This window comes from Halorhabdus salina (assembly GCF_013839425.1).
Lineage (GTDB): Archaea > Halobacteriota > Halobacteria > Halobacteriales > Haloarculaceae > Halorhabdus > Halorhabdus salina.
The window spans coordinates 37337-56807 of sequence record NZ_JACDNP010000011.1; the positions used below are offsets into that span (position 1 = coordinate 37337).

At 63.0% G+C, this 19471-nt stretch carries 22 protein-coding genes, 1 tRNA gene and 1 pseudogene; 6 read left to right on the forward strand and 18 right to left on the reverse strand.

Annotation, left to right across the window (positions count from 1 at the left end; translation table 11 throughout):
* The first annotated feature begins 2 nt into the window (after nt 1-2).
* The 3 genes and pseudogenes from HZR20_RS12465 to HZR20_RS12475 all read left to right on the forward strand — a co-directional run bounded on the left by HZR20_RS12465 (nt 3) and on the right by HZR20_RS12475 (nt 3063).
* On the forward strand, nt 3-1157 hold the full coding sequence (locus tag HZR20_RS12465) for a FecCD family ABC transporter permease (protein ID WP_181687072.1): 1155 nt from the start codon (nt 3-5) through the stop codon (nt 1155-1157).
* Nucleotides 1154-2077 carry an ABC transporter ATP-binding protein gene (locus HZR20_RS12470; protein ID WP_181687073.1) on the forward strand — a complete coding sequence of 308 codons (924 nt, stop codon included), beginning with the start codon at nt 1154-1156 and terminating at the stop codon, nt 2075-2077. Before HZR20_RS12465 ends, HZR20_RS12470 begins: the two co-directional genes overlap by 4 nt.
* 130 nt (nt 2078-2207) lie before the next feature.
* Nucleotides 2208-3063 (forward strand): annotated as a pseudogene (locus HZR20_RS12475) (ZIP family metal transporter).
* Between the two features lie 25 nt (nt 3064-3088).
* Here the strand turns inward: HZR20_RS12475 and HZR20_RS12480 are convergent.
* From HZR20_RS12480 to HZR20_RS12555, 15 genes are all read right to left on the reverse strand, one after another.
* Nucleotides 3089-4066 (reverse strand): nucleoside hydrolase, encoded by a 978-nt coding sequence (locus HZR20_RS12480; RefSeq protein ID WP_181687074.1) that lies wholly within the window; start codon nt 4064-4066, stop codon nt 3089-3091.
* A gap of 68 nt (nt 4067-4134) precedes the next feature.
* The gene (locus HZR20_RS12485) at nt 4135-4344 is read right to left on the reverse strand and encodes a hypothetical protein (RefSeq protein WP_181687075.1); all 210 of its coding nucleotides are present in this window, start codon (nt 4342-4344) and stop codon (nt 4135-4137) included.
* Nucleotides 4341-5198: a DUF6159 family protein gene (locus tag HZR20_RS12490; protein ID WP_181687076.1), complete on the reverse strand. Its 858-nt coding sequence runs from the start codon at nt 5196-5198 to the stop codon at nt 4341-4343. The genes HZR20_RS12485 and HZR20_RS12490 overlap by 4 nt, the downstream gene beginning before the upstream one ends.
* A gap of 36 nt (nt 5199-5234) precedes the next feature.
* Complete coding sequence (locus HZR20_RS12495; RefSeq protein WP_181687077.1) at nt 5235-5456, reverse strand: hypothetical protein; 222 nt, start codon at nt 5454-5456, stop codon at nt 5235-5237.
* A 57-nt stretch (nt 5457-5513) separates the two neighbouring features.
* A complete protein-coding gene (locus tag HZR20_RS12500) occupies nt 5514-5909 on the reverse strand; it encodes a VOC family protein (protein WP_181687078.1) in 396 nt (131 codons plus the stop codon).
* Between the two features lie 388 nt (nt 5910-6297).
* Entirely contained in the window at nt 6298-6573 is a 276-nt protein-coding gene (locus HZR20_RS12510) for a type II toxin-antitoxin system HicB family antitoxin (protein ID WP_181687079.1), read from the reverse strand.
* Between the two features lie 49 nt (nt 6574-6622).
* Nucleotides 6623-7108 carry a restriction endonuclease gene (locus tag HZR20_RS12515; protein WP_181687080.1) on the reverse strand — a complete coding sequence of 162 codons (486 nt, stop codon included), beginning with the start codon at nt 7106-7108 and terminating at the stop codon, nt 6623-6625.
* 126 nt (nt 7109-7234) lie between these two features.
* Entirely contained in the window at nt 7235-7552 is a 318-nt protein-coding gene (locus HZR20_RS12520) for a ferredoxin family protein (protein WP_181687081.1), read from the reverse strand.
* A gap of 4 nt (nt 7553-7556) precedes the next feature.
* On the reverse strand, nt 7557-8969 hold the full coding sequence (locus tag HZR20_RS12525) for an FAD-dependent oxidoreductase (RefSeq protein WP_181687082.1): 1413 nt from the start codon (nt 8967-8969) through the stop codon (nt 7557-7559).
* A complete protein-coding gene (locus HZR20_RS12530; protein ID WP_181687083.1) occupies nt 8966-10006 on the reverse strand; it encodes an electron transfer flavoprotein subunit alpha/FixB family protein in 1041 nt (346 codons plus the stop codon). Before HZR20_RS12530 ends, HZR20_RS12525 begins: the two co-directional genes overlap by 4 nt.
* Nucleotide 10007: 1 nt before the next feature.
* The gene (locus tag HZR20_RS12535; protein WP_181687084.1) at nt 10008-10787 is read right to left on the reverse strand and encodes an electron transfer flavoprotein subunit beta/FixA family protein; all 780 of its coding nucleotides are present in this window, start codon (nt 10785-10787) and stop codon (nt 10008-10010) included.
* A 232-nt stretch (nt 10788-11019) separates the two neighbouring features.
* On the reverse strand, nt 11020-11295 hold the full coding sequence (locus tag HZR20_RS12540) for a DUF6360 family protein (RefSeq protein WP_181687085.1): 276 nt from the start codon (nt 11293-11295) through the stop codon (nt 11020-11022).
* 85 nt (nt 11296-11380) lie between these two features.
* Nucleotides 11381-12106: a hypothetical protein gene (locus HZR20_RS12545; RefSeq protein WP_181687086.1), complete on the reverse strand. Its 726-nt coding sequence runs from the start codon at nt 12104-12106 to the stop codon at nt 11381-11383.
* A 72-nt stretch (nt 12107-12178) separates the two neighbouring features.
* Nucleotides 12179-13954, reverse strand: a complete 1776-nt coding sequence (locus HZR20_RS12550) for a nitrite/sulfite reductase (protein WP_181687087.1) — start codon at nt 13952-13954, stop codon at nt 12179-12181.
* An 89-nt stretch (nt 13955-14043) separates the two neighbouring features.
* Complete coding sequence (locus HZR20_RS12555) at nt 14044-14355, reverse strand: hypothetical protein (protein ID WP_181687103.1); 312 nt, start codon at nt 14353-14355, stop codon at nt 14044-14046.
* Nucleotides 14356-14838: 483 nt separating this feature from the next.
* Here HZR20_RS12555 and HZR20_RS12560 point away from each other — a divergent pair, with 483 nt between their 5' ends.
* Both HZR20_RS12560 and HZR20_RS12565 read left to right on the forward strand, forming a co-directional pair.
* Complete coding sequence (locus HZR20_RS12560; RefSeq protein WP_181687088.1) at nt 14839-15537, forward strand: DUF7119 family protein; 699 nt, start codon at nt 14839-14841, stop codon at nt 15535-15537.
* 34 nt (nt 15538-15571) lie between these two features.
* Nucleotides 15572-15645 (forward strand) — tRNA-Lys (locus tag HZR20_RS12565).
* 544 nt (nt 15646-16189) lie between these two features.
* Here HZR20_RS12565 and HZR20_RS12570 read toward each other — a convergent pair.
* Nucleotides 16190-16861: an Sjogren's syndrome/scleroderma autoantigen 1 family protein gene (locus HZR20_RS12570; RefSeq protein ID WP_181687089.1), complete on the reverse strand. Its 672-nt coding sequence runs from the start codon at nt 16859-16861 to the stop codon at nt 16190-16192.
* A gap of 165 nt (nt 16862-17026) precedes the next feature.
* Here HZR20_RS12570 and HZR20_RS14735 point away from each other — a divergent pair, with 165 nt between their 5' ends.
* Nucleotides 17027-17350: a hypothetical protein gene (locus tag HZR20_RS14735; protein WP_181687104.1), complete on the forward strand. Its 324-nt coding sequence runs from the start codon at nt 17027-17029 to the stop codon at nt 17348-17350.
* Nucleotides 17351-17454: 104 nt separating this feature from the next.
* On the opposite strand, the gene HZR20_RS12580 is transcribed toward HZR20_RS14735, so the two are convergent.
* Both HZR20_RS12580 and HZR20_RS12585 read right to left on the reverse strand, forming a co-directional pair.
* Nucleotides 17455-18834 (reverse strand): sugar porter family MFS transporter, encoded by a 1380-nt coding sequence (locus HZR20_RS12580; protein ID WP_181687090.1) that lies wholly within the window; start codon nt 18832-18834, stop codon nt 17455-17457.
* Nucleotides 18835-19132: 298 nt separating this feature from the next.
* Nucleotides 19133-19468 (reverse strand): DUF5305 family protein, encoded by a 336-nt coding sequence (locus tag HZR20_RS12585; RefSeq protein ID WP_181687091.1) that lies wholly within the window; start codon nt 19466-19468, stop codon nt 19133-19135.
* Nucleotides 19469-19471 lie beyond the last annotated feature (3 nt).

Here is a 19471-nt window from a genome sequence, read left to right on the forward strand (position 1 = left end):
GCATGGCGGGCGAACCGACGACGCGCGACCGGCTCGCCTCGCGGTTCGGCCGGCTCTCCCGGGTCGATAGCTCGCTGGTCAGCCTCTGTCTCGCCAGCGTCATCGTGGTGCTGGTCGCCGGGTTCGTCCAGATCCGCTACGGGGACTTCGCGATGACGTGGGGGAAAGCGTGGGCGGCCGTCTCCGACCCGAACGTCCTCTTCAGCGTCCAGGCCTGGAAGGGGTTCCTGCTCGGCGGGGAGTTACCCGAACTGTCACACCAGAGCTTGATCGTCTGGGACATGCGCATCCCGCGGGTGATCGTGGCCGTCTTCGTCGGGATGAACCTCGCCGTCTCGGGAGCGATCTTCCAGGCCGTGACCCGGAACGAACTCGCGAGTCCATTCATCCTCGGGGTCTCCTCGGGGGCCGGGCTCGCGATCTTGTTCACACTCGTGGTCATCCCCGGCGTGACGATCGTCGTCCCCTTGCTCGTCGCCGAGTTGCAGGTCTCCACGTCGATGCTGTTGCCGGTGTTCGCCGCCGTGGGCGGCGTCCTCGCGTTCGTGATCGTCTACGCTATCGCCTGGAAGAACGGCACCTCGCCGGTCCGGTTGGTGCTTGCGGGCGTGATCGTCAGTACGGTCTTTGGCAGCCTCCAGCGCGCCATGTTCTTCTTTGCCGACGATCTCGGGGTCGTCCAGTCAGCCATCGCCTGGATCACCGGCTCGCTGACCGGCACCGACTGGGAGCAGGTCCGGATGGTCCTGCCCTGGTCGGTGATCGCGCTGGCACTCGCAGTGCTCTCCGCCCGACAGTTGAACGTCCTCCTACTGGGTGAGCGGACAGCGAGCTCGCTGGGCATGCGCGTCGAACGCGTCCGTTTTGCCCTCTCCGGGGTTGCGGTCCTCGCCGCCGCGGCGAGCATCGCCGTCGCGGGCATCGTCGGGTTCGTCGGGCTGATCGTCCCGCACATGGTCCGGAACATCGTCGGCAGCGACTACCGGAAGCTGATCGTCGGCTGCCTGTTCGTCGGCCCGGCGCTAATGGTCGCCGCCGACGTGGGTGCCAGACTTGCCCTGTCGGTCCAGATCCCCGTCGGTATCGTGACCGGCCTCGTCGGCGGGCCGTACTTCCTCTATCTGATGCGCAAACAGGAATCCATGGGTGAAATATGACAGACGAGAACACACCACAGACAGACGGCGGCAGTCAGGTCTTCCAGCCGCCAGGGACAGACGCCGACATCCCTAGCGCGGCCATCGATGAAGACGACCAGCCGGCCGATCCAGCCGCCGGAGCGGCCGCCGAGTTCGTCGGCGAGGATATCGTCGCAGGGTATCCCACCAGTGCGGAACCGGTCATCGACGGTGCCACGATCCGGCTCCCGCCGGGGGAAGTGACCGCCTTGGTCGGCCCGAACGGCAGCGGCAAGAGCACGCTGTTGGCCGGACTGGCCGACCAGCTCGATATCGACGCGGGCACCGTCCTGCTCGACGGCGAGGACATCCACGCGCTGGAGGCGACGGAACTCGCCCGTAAGCTGGGGTTGCTCTCCCAGGAGAACGTCGCGCCGAACAGCCTCGCTGTCGAGGAATTGGTGGCCCACGGTCGGTATCCCCACCGCGGCTTTTTCGAGTCGCTCTCGCCGGCCGATCGGGCAGCGATCGACGAGGCGATCGAGACTGCCGGGGTCGAACACCTCCGGGACCGCGAGGTCGGAAATCTCAGCGGCGGCCAGGCACAGCTGGTCTGGATCGCCATGGTCCTCGCCCAGGACACCGACGTCCTTCTACTCGACGAGCCGACGACGTTCCTCGATATGCACCATCAGCTCGAAGTCATGGAGATCGTCGAGCGACTCCGGGACGACGGCGACGTGACCGTCGGGATCGTCCTCCACGACATCGAGCAAGCGGCCCGGTATGCTGACCACGTTGTCGTGTTGGATGACGGCGGAATCTACGATCGGGGCCCACCAGAGGCAGTGATCACGGCGGCGATGCTCGCCGAGGTGTTCGGTGTCGAGGCCAGAGTGACAGCGACCGACGACGGGCCGCGGGTGACGCCGTTGCGGGCGGTTCACGACGGCGAGTGACGCCGAGACCGGCTCGATTCCCGCGAACGCGCCGAATGTCGTTGCGATCACGACAGCAGTTCGACGGCCAACTTATATATAACGGCCTGTCGAGCGTTACCACGACACATCCGTTCCAGGGTGACCGACGATGGTAACCGACGCGTTCGTCGATCTAGTTGGAACAAACCCGATCGTCCAGGCGCTGGTCGGTGGGATCGTCATCGCCCTGATGAACCTGCTTGGCGCGTCGCTCGTGCTCGTCTGGCGCGATCCGAGCGAGCGCGCCCTGGACGGCGCGCTGGGATTCGCTGCCGGCGTGATGATGGCGGCGGCGTTCACCAGCCTGATCGTTCCCGGGATCGACGCAACCGAAATCCTGGTGCCGGGCGTCGCCGCCGACGGACTCCTGGGGCCGCTGCCGGTCCTGATTGGGATCGCGCTGGGCGCACTCGTGCTCGATCGTGGTGACGCTCTGGTTCCCCACGCCCACATCCTGCTGACGGGACGTAAACGCGCCGACGCGGCCGGCCAGTCGGAATCCCTGCCGATCGACGACCCCCGGATCGCCTCCGTTGTCCTGTTCATCCTGGCGATCACACTCCACAACGTGCCGCAGGGACTGGCCGTGGGGGTCGGCTTTGGCTCGGGAGATGTCGGCGGGGCGCTCGCCCTGATGCTGGCGATCGGGATTCAGAACATTCCCGAGGGATTGCCGTCTCCATCGCGGCGATCAACGCCGGACTCGATCGGCGGCTCTATGCGGCGGTCGCCGGCATTCGTGCGGGCGTCGTGGAGATCCCGCTGGCCGTGATCGGCGCCGTCGCCGTCACGGTCGCCACCCCGCTACCCCCTACGCGATGGGGTTTGCGGCGGGCGCAATGTTGTTCGTCATTAGTGATGAGATCGTCCCCGAGACCCACACGCGGGGCAACGAGCGCATCGCGACGCTGGGCACGATGGCCGGCATCTTCGTGATGCTATATCTGGATGTCGCACTGGGGTAAATTGTGTAGCAACCGAGATGCTTGATTACGATTCGAGGGCAGCATCTGGTCGCTCCTCGAACAGCATATCGAGGAACATCGCCTCGAATCGCTCGCTGTCGAGAGACTCGACGACGCGGGTTCGTGGTTCTGTCTCCGTCACACCCAATTCGTCGACCGACGTGTATCCGCGGGTCAGTCCCTCGCGTTCGTCCACGTCGACCGCGTACGTCCCCGTCTCCTCGATGAGAGCGGGTTCGACGAGTGCCGCCACCAGTGCCGAATCAGGCTGCGTGACGACGTCTCGGCCCATCGCCTCGCGGTTGAATTCTCGTACCTGCGTCGTGATGTCGGTGAAGAATGCTGCGAGGGAAGTGTCCGGACCGGATTCGATCCGCTCGAGCGTTTCGGGGCCGAAATCGGTATCGCGGACAGTCAGCCCCCAGTCGAACAACGTTACATCGAAGTTGTTCAAGACGATTTTTGTCGCGTCTGGGTCGGCCCAGAAGTTGTACTCAGCGGCTGGGGTGATATTGCCCAAGCAATTGACGTTCCCGCCCATGACCCAGACCTCGTCGAGCAACTCGTCGAGGTGCGGTTCCTTCTTGTAGGCGAGGGCGACGTTCGTCAGCGGGGCAATACAGGCAAGCGTGATCTCGCCGGGGTTCGCCCGCGCCTGCTCGACGATGTAATCGACGGCGAATTGTTCGCCCGAGTCGATTCCAGTGTCGGGGAAACGGTCGCCGCCGAGGCCGCCTTCGCCGTGGATGTGCTCGGCGAACTCGTGGTCCTTCTGGAGCGGTGAGCGGGCGCCCTCGTAGATAGTCACGTCGTCCTCGGCACCCGCGAGTTCGAGGGTCCGTTTGGCGTTCTCGACCTGGTGGTCGAACGCGACGTTGCCAGCACAGATCGTAATGCCGGTGACGTCGATTCGGTCGGATAACAGGCCCATCAACAGGGCCTGCGTGTCGTCGCCAGCCGTGTCCGTGTCGATGATAACCGCTCGCTCGTCTGGAAGAGACATACCCCAAACCTTGGCCAGGGGACAAATGACTGTTTGGCCCACCGCCGCTTGAAGGACCCCACGCCGCGTCAGAGCGAACGATTCGATCGCATCTCGGCCTGGAATGCAGGGGCACCCTCGTAGTCCGTATACGCAAGCCCACCAGTCCGACCGAGGAACGTCGCAGTTCCGACGGGATCGATTCCCTCAGCGAGTGCCACTCCGAACCACGCGTCGAACGCATTCCCGGCACCCGTCGTGTCGACGCCAGCGACATCCGGGGCCGGGCGACGACTCAAATCCGGCCACCAACCATGCCGGCCGATCCCTGACTCTCGACCCCCAGCCGGCTGAAATCCATGTCCTCGAAGAACTCCGGTGCTTCCTGCTCGGTCGCATAGACGTATAGCGCGGTCTTGGCGATCCCAGTCAATGCCTGGCCGATCAAGAACGCAAGCAGGATGGCCGTGCCGCCGACCGCTGCCGTCGCGAGGATCACGGCCAGCCCCGATCCGGGCACCGCCAGGAAGGTCACGGTCGCCACGGCGACGCCGCCGAGCACGAGCAGGAATGTGACGATCGAGATCGCCGACAACGCCCCCAGTGACTCGCCCCACGTGTTTCGAATCGTCCGCCCGCTCTGTTTGAACATGCCCGTGATCGAGGTCTCCTCGAAGACGATCACCGGCACGATGAAGTAGGTCATGACGCCCCACGCCAGACTGAACACCGCGGCGAGGATCGTCCCTGCGAGATCACTTGACTCCTCGATCGCCCGGATGATGACGCCGACAATGGCGGCGATGATCGCCCAGGCTAGGAGTTGCCACTTTTTCGACCAGGCGACTGCCAGGCACTCCCGTATTGTCGGCGCTTCACCCCGGAAGGTGCGCCGCGTCGCCGCGACCAGTGCTGCCGTAAAAAACGACGCGACGAACGTCTCGACGACATAGACGACGAACAGGGTCGCATACAGTACCGGCCCTGGCTCGGGATCGACCATGAACAGTCCGCCGAACAACGTCAGCATGAACGCCAGCCCGGCCAGTCCACCCAACAGGGGGAAGGCGAGCAGTTTCGGGTGCGCTCGGAGGACCCGGCCGCTACGCCGTGCCAGTCCGAATCCGGTCGAGATGCGTCTGAAGAATCCCATCGTTCAGGACGCCCATCTCCCGTTGCCCATATGAAGCTATTCCTTCTGACCCTCCCGAATACCCTCGATGAGCAGCGCAACGATCGCCGCGCCAAGCACCACTGTCAGCACGATCAGCGCCACCGTCCCGAGAAGCCCCTCACCGAGGACTGACGGCACTGTCGCCCCCAACCCAGCCCACAGTATCGCCAGCAAGATTCCGAGGATCGTCCGCTGGGTCGAGGCGGCGAGCGTTCCGCCGGCCGTATCTGTCGCCATGCGGCACAGATATAGTCACTGACACAAATAAATATCGTAGTTGACTCGGTCGCTCACTCACTGGAAGGGGTCGCGCCGACCGGCCGTGCCGTCCTGGCGATGGTGAAGCACGATCGGGTTGCCGTCCGGATCGGCCACCGTCGCCATGTCACAGACGCCGGTATCGATCGGTTCTTGGAAGACCGCCTGCCCGTCTTCACTGATCTCTTCGACTGCCGATTCGACGTCATCGACGGCGAGGGCGACCGCCGCCCCGCCGGGACCTGGCTCGCTGTCTGCTTCGGAATCGAGTTCGTTCAGCGCGAGCGTCGTCGGTCGGGCCGCGAACTCCGCCCACCCGAACTCCTCGAGATGCTCCTCCATCTCCAGTCCGAGCGTGTCCCGATAAAAGGGAATGGCCGTCTCGAGGTCGGTGACGTTGTACTGGACAAAATCGACTGCCTTGGCGTCCATGGGGCTCGATCGCAAGGGTGGGGCTTATCGGTTGTGAAAATTCGGTGGACAGATTATCCGTACTTGTAGGAGACGCCGCTCCCGTTCTCGGGGTACTCCCAGACGACGGTGCCGTGCATTCGAGAGTCGATCAGCGGTGCTCGTCGATCCACGCACAGAACGCCTCGAAGTCCTCGGCACCGGCGTCGGTCGCGATGTCACGGAGCGTTCCGATACTGATTGAAACGTGATCCGGAACGGTCACGATACGGGGTCCGTCTATTTTTGCTTCTTCGGAGGTACCCAGCGCAAGATCAGATGGTCTCCCGTGGTACGTACGTGCTGAAACCCGCCGACGTTGACCAGAACCTTGTATATTCTTCACCAGAAAAGTCCCGCGTGACCATCGTTATCGCAACACGTCTGGGAGTTCGTCATCCTGAGATCGGGCTGTCTCAGGATCGACGCCCAGTTCCTGGAGTTCCTCGTCTGTGGGCTCGTGTCCGCCGTCATCTTCGACGGCCGTGACGACGTCGTCCAAGTTCGCGAGGGCACCCTCTCGTGTCTCGCTTTGCGCGCTAACACCAATCTCAAGGTCGCGAGCTGTCCACTGACCGTCGGGATTTTTCAGGAGTCGGATCTCCCGATTGGGGGCGTCAGCGTCACCATAATTGGCTCGCGACATACTGCTGATAGGCCGGCGAGTGACAAAATGCTTCGGTACGAGAGACTTGTCAGTTCCCAGGTAGTATTTTTCGAAGTCCTCTACGAAGCACCCTTCCAAGACTCACCTCACGTAGTGTTGGCTCAGTTAGAGCGATAACGAAATCATCAGCTTCGTTTTCTTTAATGGTACGAGCGAACGCTGTAGAGTCCATCAATTGGATACCCAATGATTGGGCTTTTCGTCTCGCTCCCTCAGTGAATTCACTCGTTGTTACGATGATTATTTTATCAATATCGCTTCTCGCTGCAAGTTCAGTATGCGCTTCTACGTGAGTCTTGTTTACGGGATTTTCGATGGCATGGCGATGACATTGGATCGCTTTCACTGTATCACCGTCCGGACCTGATTTGACACACTTTACGTGGATATCGTTTGCAATTATTGAGGTATTCCATCCTTGGCGTTGCCACACCCCTCCGACAATTTTTCGAAAGTCATCGTGATTTACATTCCTCATCCGGGCTTCAAGCTCTCCAGCTGATAGCTCACACATGTGTATATATTCGAGTTAGCCATAGGAAAATCCATCCCAGAGAAGATATCGTTATAACCGAGACACAACGTCTTCTAATTCAGAACAGTCTCCGTATTCCAGCCCGCTATATATGCCTGTGATTTCCTACCCGTACTTATAGGAGACGCCGCTCCCGTTCTCGGGGTACTCCCAGACGACGTTGCCGTGCGAGCAGGCCCACCGGCAACTGCCACACTCCAGGCAGTTCTCGTAGGCGATGGTCGGCACGCCCTCGTCCTCTTCTTCCCGCCAGACGTTGGCGGGACAGACAGAGACGCAGTCGTAGGTGACACACTTCTCCTCGCAGATCCCGGGCAGTTCCACGTCGAGGTGGGAGTCGCCGGGGTCCTCGTACTTGACCGTGTACAGGCGGTCTTCGATCGAGGGCTGTTCGACGTCGGGGGTTGATGGTTGTGCGCTCATGAGTCTAGCGGAACAGCTTTCGGTATTTCCAGGCTTTCTTCGCCGCGCCCAGGTACCCGCCCATCGCGGAGACGACTCGCTTGCGAGCGGATTTCGTGTGGCGGGTCTTCGAATCGTCGTCCATCCGGAAGTATTCGGTCTCGGCGTCGGCCAACGCTTTGGGCAGATCATCAAAGAGGAACTCCCGGTCCTCGGCCGCGGTGTCTAAGAACCACCCGTAGTGGTTCAGGTTGTCCATGACGTAGGAGTCGGCCAGTGCGTCCTCGTAGTCGGCGAGGGCTCTCGCGTCCGTTCGACCGGCCGCCAGCGCATCGGCGACGGCTTTGCCGGCCTGGAAGCCACTCTCGACGGCCATGTTCGTCCCTTCCAGGTGCAGGCCGTTGTTGAGGACGAGGCCCGCAGCATCGCCCGTGATGACGGCCCCGTCGTGGACGAGGTCGGGCATCGCTTCCGGGCCGCCCTCGGGGATCGCGTGGGCGGAGTACTCGATCATCCGGCCACCCTTGATGAGCGGTGCGACCGCGGGGTGGGACTTGAATTCGTCGAGCACTTCATCAGGCGTGCGCTCGTCGTGGACAGCGTCCTCGATTGAGTAGACAACGCCGATCGAGAGGGTTCGTTTGTTCGTGTAGATGAACCCGCCGCCGACGGCATCGCCCACTGCACCGTCGCCGAAGTAGTGGATCGCCGCTCCTTCCTCGTCGGTGAGGTGGAAGCGATCCTCGATGGTCTCCCGATCGTACTTGCGGACCTCTTTGGCGGAGACGGCGACGTCCTCGCGGTGCTGGGGATCGGCCAGTCCAGCGCCCTCGCTGACCAGCGAGTTTGCCCCTTCGGCGAGGACGACCGTCGGCGCGTGAAGCTGTCCGTCTGGGCGGTCGGTCTCGACGCCGGCGATCGCGCCGTCCTCGCGAACGAGATCGGTCACGGTCGTCTCGGTGATGAGCGTCGCGCCGGCCTCGACGGCCTGCTCGGCGAACCACTCGTCGAAGTTCCCGCGCAGGACCATCCAGGAGTCGTTGTGTGGCTCCTCCTTCCAGGCGCCCGGTTGCATCGAGATCTCGGTGGCGTCGCCCTCCTCACTCAGCATCGAGAAGGTCTTCTCGGCGACGAAGCGCTCCTTGGGAGCGTCATCGAAGTCGGTCAACTCCCGAATCCGGGGCGTGAACATGATTCCGCCGAAGACGTTTTTCGTCCCCGGGGAGTTGCCCCGCTCCAGCATGATGACATCCTTGTCCTCGCGGGCGAGCGTCAACGCGGCGGCGCTGCCGGCCAGGCCCGCACCGACGATAATCGCGTCGAACTCGCCGTCGTAATTGGGCGTCTCGGTCTGGGGCGTCGGCATCGTCGGCCCCTCGCTCTCGGCGGTTTCGGGCTCCGGTCCGGCGTCCTCGCCGGATTGGGCGTCGGTACTCATGCTGTCACCTCCTGGGCGTCGAGACGCTCACGCAGGATCTCGATGAGTTCGGGCAGCACGTCGGCGTAGTCGGCAACGATCCCGTAGTCTGCATTCTCGAAGATCGGCGCGTTGGCATCGTTGTTGATCGCGATCACCGTCTCGGAGTCGTCCATCCCTTCGACGTGCTGGATCGCCCCGGAGATACCGACCGCGATGTAGAGTTTCGGCCGGACGGTCTTGCCGGTCTGGCCGACCTGACGGGCGGGTTCGATCCAGCCTTCTTCGACGACTTCGCGGGTCGCCGCGACCTCGCCGCCGAGTAGATCTGCCAGGTCCCACAGCGGGTCGACGTCGCCCTCTAGGCCCATGCCGCCGGCGACGACGATTTCGGCATCGGTGATGTCCGCGACGTCACCGACCTCGCGTTCGAGTACCTCGGTAAGCGTCTCGTCTTCGCCGACGACGACCTCGACGTCTTCGACAGCCCCCTCTTGGCTCTCGTCCGGCTCGGGCGCGTCGAAAACGCCGGGCCTGACGGTCGACATCTGCGGGCGGTGATTCGGACAGATGATCGTCGCCAGGGCGTCCCCGCCAAAGGCAGGCCGGCGCATCTCGTATTGCTCGTCGGTGATCTCGAGTTCCGTCGTGTCGGCGGTCAGCCCGGCGTGGGTCGGTACCGCGACACGACCGGCGAAGTCCCGACCGGTGTGAGTCCCGCCGATCAGCGCGATGTCGGGCTTGCGGACTTCGACTAAGTGGCGGAACTGCTCACCGTAGGGATCGGCGCGGTAGGGCTCGAAGGCCGGATCGTCCGCGACGAGCACCCGATCCGCGCCGCGAGCGATCGCTTCCTCGGGGATGTCCGTCTCGCGGACGGCCTCGCCCATGACCAACGCGACCAAGTCCTCGTCTTTCTGATCGGCCAACTCTCGGCCCTTGCCGAGCAACTCCCAGGTCACGCCGGCGACGTCGCCAGCGTGTTGTTCGACGAACACCCAGACGTCTGAGTGAGCCTCGACATCGGCCGCCGTGTCGGCGTCAGCACCGGCGGCCATCTCAGAGCACCTCCACGATGTGATCAGCGAGCTCCTCGACGCCTTCGACCATCTCCTGTTCGCGCGGGACTGGCTCTGCAGTGGCCATTCCGCCGACCTGGGTCGGCGAGACTGCCAGCCCGACCTCGTCTTCGACGCCGATGTCGGCGGCCGACCACTCGACCGGCTCGAAGTCCGTCTCGGCGTAGATCTTCCGGTGGAGACCGGCGGTCCGTGGCTCGTTCTCGCCGAATTCCATGGCAACGACCACCGGAAGGTCGGCGGCAACCCGCTCGTAGCCACCTTCGACATCGCGTTTCGCGACGAGGCGGTCCTCTTCGGGGCGCGGTTCGAGTCCCTCGACGTAGGTGAGCTGTGCCCAGTCGTTGTGGGCGGCGATGCCCGGCGGGACCTGCCCGGTCGAGGAGTCCGTCGTTTCCTCGCCGCCAAAGACGACGTCGGCGTCGAGTTCCTCGGCTGCTCGAGCCAGCGCGAGGCTTGTCGGCCAGGTGTCGCTGCCACCGAAGGCCCGGTCAGTCAGCAACACGGCGTTGTCGGCGCCCATACCGACAGCGACCTGCAGTACCTCGTCCGCGCTTGCCGGCCCCATCGTCACGGCGGTGACAGTGCCACCGACCACGTCCCGGACTTCGAGTGCCGCCTCGACAGCGTTGTAGTCCGGCGAGTTCATGACGGCCTCGGCGTCCGCCCGGTTGAGGATCCCCGTCTCGGGGTCGATCGAGACCTCGTCGGCGTCAGGTACCTGCTTGACGCAGACAACGATATTCCATCCGTCGGTCATCAGTGGTTTGACCCCCTATATAGTGGGCTTAAGATGCGATTCACATCGGGAGAACTGTTCCTAACGATAGTAAATGACAGCGCGATTCCCAGCGCGTGAAAACGCCGTCTACACGAATCCGGGATGTATCACGACAGTTCCCTCACCAGATTCGAGATGCATCACGGTCTTTTTTAATCACGGATATGGAATGTATCCAGGGATTCGAAACCCCATATATTGGGGGAGAGTATCACGAGGACTCGACCGTCTGGGCGTAGTCGTGTAGTTCGGTGGCGAGTTCTCGGGCCTGATCGGCCGACAGTTCGACGGTCTCGGCGTGAGCAGGCAGGGCTTGGAGTACAGTGTTATCGAGTTCGAGTTGGAGTTGGACGTGCTCCGGGTCCGTCCGAGCAGCCGTGACGTTCAAGACGGCGGGCGCGCGTTCGTCGAACCCGTGACCCTCGACGCGGGCGTCCAGGAGGTCGAAGGTCGTGTACGCATTCACCGTGAGGATACGATCGGCCATGGAAACAGTGATGGTCGATCGACCTTAGGCGTGACGTCCGAGACAACGGGCCGGAACCACGTCGCCGGGGCACCGAACCTTGGCGTCAACTGGACGTTGCGTCCTCGGGAATGGTAATCGAGACGTCCGTCCCGTAGTTCTCCAGCGTGTACGTCACGTCCACGTCGACAGTCTGGCCATCGCTGGAGGCCGTCAGGCTTACTTCGGATCGCTTCGGGAGGGAGTCCTCCGTTCGGACGTACTGGGTCAGTTCCATCTCGTCGATGTCACCAGCCGAAAGTTGGCTGGTCCCCGACTGCTGGCTGAGCAGGTCCTCGACGGCTTTCTTGGTGGGATCGATCCGGATCTCGTAGACTTCAGTGCCATCGATCGTCGTCGTTCCTTCCAGGGTCACGTCCGAGGAGTCCATAAGATCGCGCTGGTTCTCTAGGACAGTCCCGCTGTCCCAGAGGTTCTGCTCGGAGATATCCTGGGTCCGCCAGAGCATATTCGTTTTCTGGTACATCGTCGGCCCGTCGACGTACTGGACGATCTCCTGGCCGTTGACCGTCATATTCATCCGCATCCGCTTGGCGTCCTCGTCAACCGCGCCGGTGGCCTCCGCGGAGATCGTCCGGCCGTCACCCGAGGCCGACATTTCCATCTGGAACTCGTAGGTCGAGACGTCCGCTACGGCGTCCATCGACTGTTCCTGGATCGTGGCGACTTCGCCGGTCGGCCCGCTGTCACCACCACCGCCGGGCAACGCCGAACACCCACTCAACGCGACCAATACTGTCAGGGCGACTGCGAGGAGGGCTCGCGATCGCATAGATCGAGCCTGGACCGCCCCCATCAAAAATCTTCTAGTTCGACAATGATGTCAGTGAGAATCGGATCCCGGTTAGTCGTCGGCGGGCAACGGCTCGCCCTGCCCGTCCGTCGGCGCTGGCGAGTCGTCCATGTTGTCGTCGTCCGCGTAGGGATACCACGTCTTCTTCGTGTTGTGCATGTACGGGTCCTCGTAGTCGGTTTCTTCCGGGTCCAGTAGTTCGCCGAGTTCGTCCTCGTCGCGTGCCTCGACGAATTCCCGGAAGGTCTCGCCCGCCTCACGTTCGGTCTCGAAGTCAGCAATGAGATTGGCGATGGCACCCGGGACTTCGTCAGCAGCCACACGCATCTCGATCCAGTCGGCGAAGCGTGGGTCCTCGCCGAGGCCGCCACCAAGCCCGATATCGAACGCCTCAACCGGGTCGCCGTCCTTGCGGGTCTTCATGCCCCGGAGGGAGACGTCGGCGATCTGTGGCTGAGCACACGAGGCCGTACACCCCGAAAGGTGGATGTGGAACTCCTCGTGATCGGCAGGCAACTCGACGTTGTCTTTGAGCCAGCGGGCGTACCGGACCTGGCGGTTCTTGGTCTCGACGATCGACAGCGAGCAGAACTCCGTGCCCGTACAGGCGATCGAACCGCGCATGAACGGCGAGGGGTCCGGCGAATAGTCTTCGAGCAGGGGTTCGTCCAGCAGCGCATCGAGGTTCTCTTCGGGGACATCAGTGACGATAATATTCTGTCGCTGGGTGAGCCGGACCTCGCCACTGCCGTACTCTGCGGCGAGGTCGGCCAGTTCGAGGGTGTCCTCGGCACCCATCCGCCCGACGAGAACGTTCAGGCCGACGTAGTAGTTGCCGTCGGCCTGCTCGTGAACGCCGACGTGGTCGTTATGACCGTCCTGGCTCCCGGTGTTGTAGGTGTACTCATCGCGAAGATCCTCGCCCGCAGTATGAAGGTCGAAGTCCACGAAGTCCTCCTGGAGAACTCGGCGGATCTTCTCGACGCCCCACTCGTCGACGAGGAACTTGATCCGGGCGTTGTAGCGGTTCTCGCGGTCGCCATGTTCGCGGAAGAGCGCCGAGAGCCCGCCCGCCACTTCGTCGGCGTTGTCCGGGCGAACGAACACATCGATGTCCCGCGCAAGCCGGGGTTCCTTCCGAGAGAGACCACCGCCGACCCGGACGTTAAAGCCCGTGACCGTCTCGCCATCGATTTCCTTGCGTGCGGGTTCGAGCGCGAGGTCGTTGATATCGCCCTGGCCACAGCCCTCCGTACAGCCCGTGACCGAGACTTTCCACTTTCGGGGGAGGTTCGTGTGGTCCTCGTCACCTTTGAACGTATCGTGGAGGTCACGAGCGATCGGCCAGGCATCGACGAGTTCCTGCTTGTCCTTGCCGGCGACCGGACAGCCGACGATGTTCCGCCAGGAGTCCCCGCAGGCCTGCTGAGTCGAGAGACCATTGTCCTCGAGTTTCTCGAAGATCTCGGGAACGTCTTCCAGCTTGATCCAGTGGAGTTGGATCGACTGGCGAGTCGTCCAGTCACAGTAGGCCTCGCCGAATTCGGGGTTCTCGACGGGGCCAGTCGCGTACTCCTTGGCGATTTCGCCGACGACCCGCAGCTGTCCGGGCTCGATGACGCCGTTTGGCGTCCCGATCCGCATCATGAAGTAGCTCTCCTGGCCGGCCCGCTGGTGGTACAGCCCCCACCACTTGAAGCGCTCGAACCAGGCGTCTTCTTCGTCCTCGGGGATCGAGTCCCATCCCTCCTCGGCGAACTCCATGAGGTGGTCGCGTATTTCGTTCCCGTAGACTTCGTCCTTCCAGCGCTCGACGTCAGTAGGCATGTACGCACTACTAGACTGGGCCACGTAAACGACCGGGTATCTCGTCAAGCCTCCCGCCCTCTCCCGGAAAGCAGCGAGTATTGCTGGCTTCAGGCTCGCGGCGTGCGAACGTGGCCCGTGGCGAGCGAGGCAAAGCGACGGTCCGGCCCGACGATTCGGCCGACGGGAAGCCATCCCGAGACGGCACTTTCCCCACAGGTCACGCACTGGCCAGCAGCCCGAACGAGTACAGCCGGGCCGGCCGCGTCGACGTCGACGAATCCCTCAATCAGAAAATCAGCCGTCTCACAGCCACAAACATCGTGGTCGGCGAGTTGCCAGAGTTCACTCACGGAGACGACGCGCTCGTCATCGACGCTGATCCAAGCGCCGTCGTCCAGAATCCGCACGGCGGTTGTCATTGGCGGGCCTTCGGGGGCCTCGTTGGTGTAGGCGTCGCCCCGGACAAGCATCGCCGCAATTTGGACGGGCTGTAGGAGGACGTATCGGCAATTCGTCGCCAGCCCGGCGGCCAGGGCTGGCAAACAGCAGCGAGTGTCGCGTCACTGGTATCGGAAGCTATTGCTGCTAGACGGGAGTTCGGGTAGTGATTACCACTGCGAGCGGCCTTATACGCCTGTAGCCGGTATGGTCGAGTGATGATCGAGAGTGCCGACGTCCCCGTCGGGCAGGCCTCGGCCGCCGGCGGGGCTGGGCTTGGCCGTCGCGGACTGGAGGGATCGACAGATGAGTGACACAGAGACCGACCACCTCGACAACGTCGAAGATGGGTGTGGCTGTGCCGAGGTGTGGGAGCACCTCTCCGAGGAGCGAGAGGCGGAAGCCGCCGGCGACTGACCGGCGACCGGACGTTTTTACCCTCGCATGACCTGAATTGCACACGAATGAGCGACGAGACGCCGGCCCCGGGCCTGCCAACCGACCGCGAGTCACCAGTCGGCCAACCGGTGATTCGTGGGGATCCGGAGGCGACCGGCGAGCATGCCGACCGCGCCGTGAAGTTCGATCCGGACGATCCACAGAGCGTTCAGGAGGCTGCCGAGACCGTGCGGTCGTTCGCCGAAAACACCGTGGGCGACGAAGACAGCGTCTACATGCTCCGCGGCGCAGCCGCCTGTGCAGCGCTGGTCAGAGGTGTCGGCTCCTACAAGGCCGCGGCCGAGCGGGCCGGCGGCGAAACGACCGTCTCGTTCGTCCGGAAGTGGTCACGGGTGCACGATCTGCCGCGGTCGATCCGGCGTCACGTCGCAAAAGGCGAGATCGCCCCGACGGCAGCCAAGCACATCGCCCGCGTCGGCGGACCGGCTCGGTTCCTGCTGGCCTTTGCCGCCCTGGATCACGACTTGACCGTTCGGGAGGTGCGCTCGCTGGCGAGCGACATCAACGAGGGAGTGAGTCCGGTGACGGCACTGGCTCGGGACGGGTACCGGCTCGGCGAGATTTCGGTCACACTTCCGACCGACGCCTACTGTGAACTCCGGCGTCGTGCCTCACTGGAGGATGAATCGCCGGGCGAGTTGATCGCTGCGGCACTGGCAGAGCATTACGATGCAGTCGGTGCATCCGATCGTCGACAACCGTAAGGACTTAGCCGGCGACTCCCCCAGATTTGCTTGAGGGCCGGTAGCTCAGTCAGGCAGAGCGTCTGGCTTTTAACCAGACGGTCATGGGTTCAATTCCCATCCGGCCCGCTCATGTGGCGCTCGCAAACTCGCGAGCGTAGCGAGGTTCGAACGGAGTGACGGACCTCGAATGCGAGCGGTGAAACCGCGAGCGCCTGCTGTGCGTTGCCGGTGGGATTGAATCAGGGAGTGGGAGGTGAGTGAGCGGTGCGAGGTCGCGAAGCGACCTCGAAAAGCCGAACGGCGTAGCTGTGAGGCAGCGAGCGAACGGGAACGACCGTGGTTCAATTCCCATCCGGCCCGTGAGACTTCTGCGAACGACAGTGAGCAGTGTCGAACACATGCGGTGGGAATTGAAGCCGGGAAGTCGCAGCCCCGGAAGCGCAGCGAACGCAGTGAGCGAGCATCCCGGAACGTCTTCACTCGGTTCAATTTCTGAACGACGCCAGCGTCGTTCAGCGTTCGCGGATTCGTCGAATCCGCTCACTCCCATCCGGCCCGTGAGACTTCTGCGAACGACAGTGAGTCGTGTCGAACGCATGCGGAGAAATTAGTGGAGACTTGAAGCGTGCGGGAGACAGGATTGAACGATCTATGGGGCCTCTGACGGACTTCAGCGAACCTGATCGAGCGCGGCCAGGGCCTCTGCAGCTTCCCGAACGGTTTCGAGTGCGTCACGCGCCCGCCGTGGGTCGTCGGTAGTTTCGGCCTGCCGGGCGAACGTAGCCAAAGTCTTGACCAGTGATTCACGGGCCGACTGGAGGTTGCCTGCGGGTGCCTCAGACGCGCGCTCAGTCTGCTCGCGTCCGGTCGTTGGATCGATCGTCGGCACTTCGACTCGATCAGCCTCCGGTGTCGCTGTGCCGCTGGCGGGATGGGCTCCCGAGGACCCCGGTTGCGGTGCCGAGGGCTGGTCATCGGCTGTTCCCTGTTCCCGGGTTTCGCTCACAGGCTCAGTTTGTGCCTCCACGCTAGACTGGTCCGGTGTCCCCGACCGGTCCGTTTCGGCTTGAGTGTTGGCGGCCGCGGATTGGGCTTGCTGGTCGGCCTGCTCGTCGGTCGCCCCTCCGTCATCGGCCTCGACCGATTGCTGGCAGGTGGGACAGAATTCCTGGCCGTCGTACCGGAAGATGGGGTCGCCACACTGCTCACAGTGGCCGTCGGTCATCGTCGCCCCTTTCAGGAGAAGGTCGCTCATGTGTTCGGTCGCCTCGCGCTTGCGTTGCTCCTGTTCGTACTGCTCGCGCAAGCGTTCCCGCTCGGCTTCCTCATCGAAGTCACTCATATGCGTATCTAGGGCTGTCCAACGGGCATAGACGTTGCGACCCACACGCAGGGATACCGCCGGCGTCTGATCGGAACGCGACAAAGAGCAAGACTGGGGGCGGATCTGTCGATTCACCGCGGGTGTAGACGAAGCGATCGTTTCGATGCCGTGTCAACTGCATCTATGCAGGTAGGCCACAGAGCACGGAGACACGAACACGGAGACACGAACACGGAGACAGAAGGCGACTCACTCGTCGAATACGGCATCGAGGATCACCCACCGGTGGGTCGATCAGTCCTGCTGGGGATCCAGAACACCCTGCCGATCGGGGCGAACATTGTGGTGCCGCTGGTCCTGGTAGACCTGATGGAAATGCGCGCCGACGTGACCGTGAACTGCGTCAGACCCTGCTTCGTCGCCAGGGGGTCCAGCTGGCCGTCGGTGGCATCATTGCCTTCGTCTACGGCATCGGGCACGCGCGAGGAACGTGGCTTGGTCGCTTGAGAGGAGTGACCGAGGGCAAAGACGAGGTCACGTCGGCAGTCGAATGGGTGTCGGAACGCGTCGGCGTCAAACCACCGTTCTCGGGAGGCGAAGTCGAATCAGTGTCAGTCTGTCAGCGAGACGTTATCCCGGAGGTCGCTTTCGATCGCTTCCAGGGACCGGCCTTTCGTCTCGGGGACGAGTCCGTAAGTAAAGGCAAAGGCCACCGCGCTGAAGACGCCGAACAGCCAGAACGTCGCCGACGGGCCGATGTTAGCGGTCAGGATCGGGAACGACAGCGCGACTGCCAGGTTGGCAACCCAGTTGGTGACCGTTGCGATCCCCTCGGCGGACCCGCGGACGGCAAGCGGGTAGATCTCCGAGATGAGCAACCAGAAGACCGGGCCCAGTCCGATCGCGAAGAAGGAGATATACAGCATGAGACAGATCGTCGCCGTGATACTGAGGACGCCAGAGAGGCCCGGAAGGTAGAAGACGACACCCAGGATCGCCAGTGTGACCGTCATGCCAGCAGTCCCGACGAGCAACAGCGCCCGACGGCCGACCCGGTCGATGTACACCATCGCGACGACGGTCATCGCGACGTTGACGACGCCGATCCCGACAGTCGCGAGGATCGAAGCCGCGCTCCCGATGCCAGTCGATTCGAGGATCGTCGGCGCGTAGTACATCACGGCGTTGATCCCGGTGATCTGCTGGAGGATCGCCAGGCCGATCCCGACGATGAGTGCCGGGCGCAGCCAGGGTTCGAAGAGTTGCTGGAGACGCGTCCCGGATTCACGCTCGACAGTCTCTCTGATCTCTTCGAGTTCTTGCTCGACACTTCCCTGTCGGGTCCGCCGGAGCACCGCTTTGGCGCGTTCGGGCTTGCCGTGGCTGTAAAGCCACCGCGGGCTCTCGGGCATCTTCAGGACGCCGATCCCGAGGATAACCGCGGGGACCATGCCGGCCCCGAGCATCCACCGCCACGCGCCGCTGCCGGCAAAGGCGTAGTTCACGAAGTACGACAAAAGGATACCAATCGTGACCATTAGCTGGTGCATCGAGGTAAGGGCACCACGGATTCGTGGCGGCGCGATCTCGGAGATGTACAGCGGGCCCACGACGGAGGCAAAGCCGATCGCGAGGCCGTCGATGAGTCGGCCAGCCACGAGGACGGGTACCGTCGGCGCAACGGCCATCAGGAACGAGCCCGCGAAGAACACGCCAGCCGACAGCATGATGAGCCGTCGCCGTCCCATGCGGTCGGCCAGCCGTCCGCCCAGTGCCGCCCCGGTCGCGGCACCTGCCATCGCCCCACTCACGACGATGCCCTCGACCAGCGCCGACATCTGGAAGGTATCGTTGATGAACAGGATCGCCCCGGAGATGATCCCGGTGTCGAAACCAAAGAGCAAGCCGTTCAACGCGGCCATCGCCGAGACCAGGTACACGAACCGATCCCCATCGCCACTCAATACGTTTTGAACGACAGTTGTCGACATACAGTCCCGCGATCGCCAATTGTCACGGTTAAGCCCTCCGGGGATTCCCGCATAATACTGTGAGGGTCAATTATGGCTGTTTTCGGTTCGATAAAGGTCCCGAAAAATAAAATATAGAAGTAGATGTTCGGCGTCTTTTTTACCAGACTGGAAAGTGTTCCCACCCCGCAGATCCGCCGATCGATAGCCGACACTTGCTCGCGCGCGGTGTAGAATAGTGTTTTCGTCCGTCACCCGAACGCGATCGATAGCGTTCGAACGTGCGTCGGTGCACGGTAGGCCAGGGACGTCGTCACAGTCATACATCGGCCACAACTGGCAACACAGCCGCGGGATTGTGGGGCCGCTCGGACCGATAGCGTCTGCCGTCATCGAGTACGAAACAGGCGTTCCGCCGGCCATCCTCGATGACACGGCTGTTCGGGTCGATAGCGACGTCGATCAGTCCCTCGAGAACGGTGATATCGATCGTCTCGGCCGCCAGATTCACTCCCGGCACGCGGCCCGTCGTGATCCACTCGTCGGGGACCCCGCCGGTCGGCGCGGGACACGAGCCAGTCGCGGTCGACTGTCTAGAACACAACCCGCTCTGTCGCCCGAACAGAAGGCCGATCACGCCGCCGACGGAAAGCATCAA

Coding starts and splice junctions, on each gene's coding strand:
- HZR20_RS12465 (WP_181687072.1), top strand. CDS start 3: ATGGCGGGCGAACCGACGACGCGCGACCGGCTCGCCTCGCGGTTCGGC.
- HZR20_RS12470 (WP_181687073.1), top strand. CDS start 1,154: ATGACAGACGAGAACACACCACAGACAGACGGCGGCAGTCAGGTCTTC.
- HZR20_RS12480 (WP_181687074.1), bottom strand. CDS start 4,066: ATGTCTCTTCCAGACGAGCGAGCGGTTATCATCGACACGGACACGGCT.
- HZR20_RS12490 (WP_181687076.1), bottom strand. CDS start 5,198: ATGGGATTCTTCAGACGCATCTCGACCGGATTCGGACTGGCACGGCGT.
- HZR20_RS12495 (WP_181687077.1), bottom strand. CDS start 5,456: ATGGCGACAGATACGGCCGGCGGAACGCTCGCCGCCTCGACCCAGCGG.
- HZR20_RS12500 (WP_181687078.1), bottom strand. CDS start 5,909: ATGGACGCCAAGGCAGTCGATTTTGTCCAGTACAACGTCACCGACCTC.
- HZR20_RS12510 (WP_181687079.1), bottom strand. CDS start 6,573: ATGTCGCGAGCCAATTATGGTGACGCTGACGCCCCCAATCGGGAGATC.
- HZR20_RS12515 (WP_181687080.1), bottom strand. CDS start 7,108: ATGTGTGAGCTATCAGCTGGAGAGCTTGAAGCCCGGATGAGGAATGTA.
- HZR20_RS12520 (WP_181687081.1), bottom strand. CDS start 7,552: ATGAGCGCACAACCATCAACCCCCGACGTCGAACAGCCCTCGATCGAA.
- HZR20_RS12525 (WP_181687082.1), bottom strand. CDS start 8,969: ATGAGTACCGACGCCCAATCCGGCGAGGACGCCGGACCGGAGCCCGAA.
- HZR20_RS12530 (WP_181687083.1), bottom strand. CDS start 10,006: ATGGCCGCCGGTGCTGACGCCGACACGGCGGCCGATGTCGAGGCTCAC.
- HZR20_RS12535 (WP_181687084.1), bottom strand. CDS start 10,787: ATGACCGACGGATGGAATATCGTTGTCTGCGTCAAGCAGGTACCTGAC.
- HZR20_RS12540 (WP_181687085.1), bottom strand. CDS start 11,295: ATGGCCGATCGTATCCTCACGGTGAATGCGTACACGACCTTCGACCTC.
- HZR20_RS12545 (WP_181687086.1), bottom strand. CDS start 12,106: ATGCGATCGCGAGCCCTCCTCGCAGTCGCCCTGACAGTATTGGTCGCG.
- HZR20_RS12550 (WP_181687087.1), bottom strand. CDS start 13,954: ATGCCTACTGACGTCGAGCGCTGGAAGGACGAAGTCTACGGGAACGAA.
- HZR20_RS12555 (WP_181687103.1), bottom strand. CDS start 14,355: ATGACAACCGCCGTGCGGATTCTGGACGACGGCGCTTGGATCAGCGTC.
- HZR20_RS12560 (WP_181687088.1), top strand. CDS start 14,839: ATGAGCGACGAGACGCCGGCCCCGGGCCTGCCAACCGACCGCGAGTCA.
- HZR20_RS12570 (WP_181687089.1), bottom strand. CDS start 16,861: ATGAGTGACTTCGATGAGGAAGCCGAGCGGGAACGCTTGCGCGAGCAG.
- HZR20_RS14735 (WP_181687104.1), top strand. CDS start 17,027: ATGCAGGTAGGCCACAGAGCACGGAGACACGAACACGGAGACACGAAC.
- HZR20_RS12580 (WP_181687090.1), bottom strand. CDS start 18,834: ATGTCGACAACTGTCGTTCAAAACGTATTGAGTGGCGATGGGGATCGG.
- HZR20_RS12585 (WP_181687091.1), bottom strand. CDS start 19,468: ATGCTTTCCGTCGGCGGCGTGATCGGCCTTCTGTTCGGGCGACAGAGC.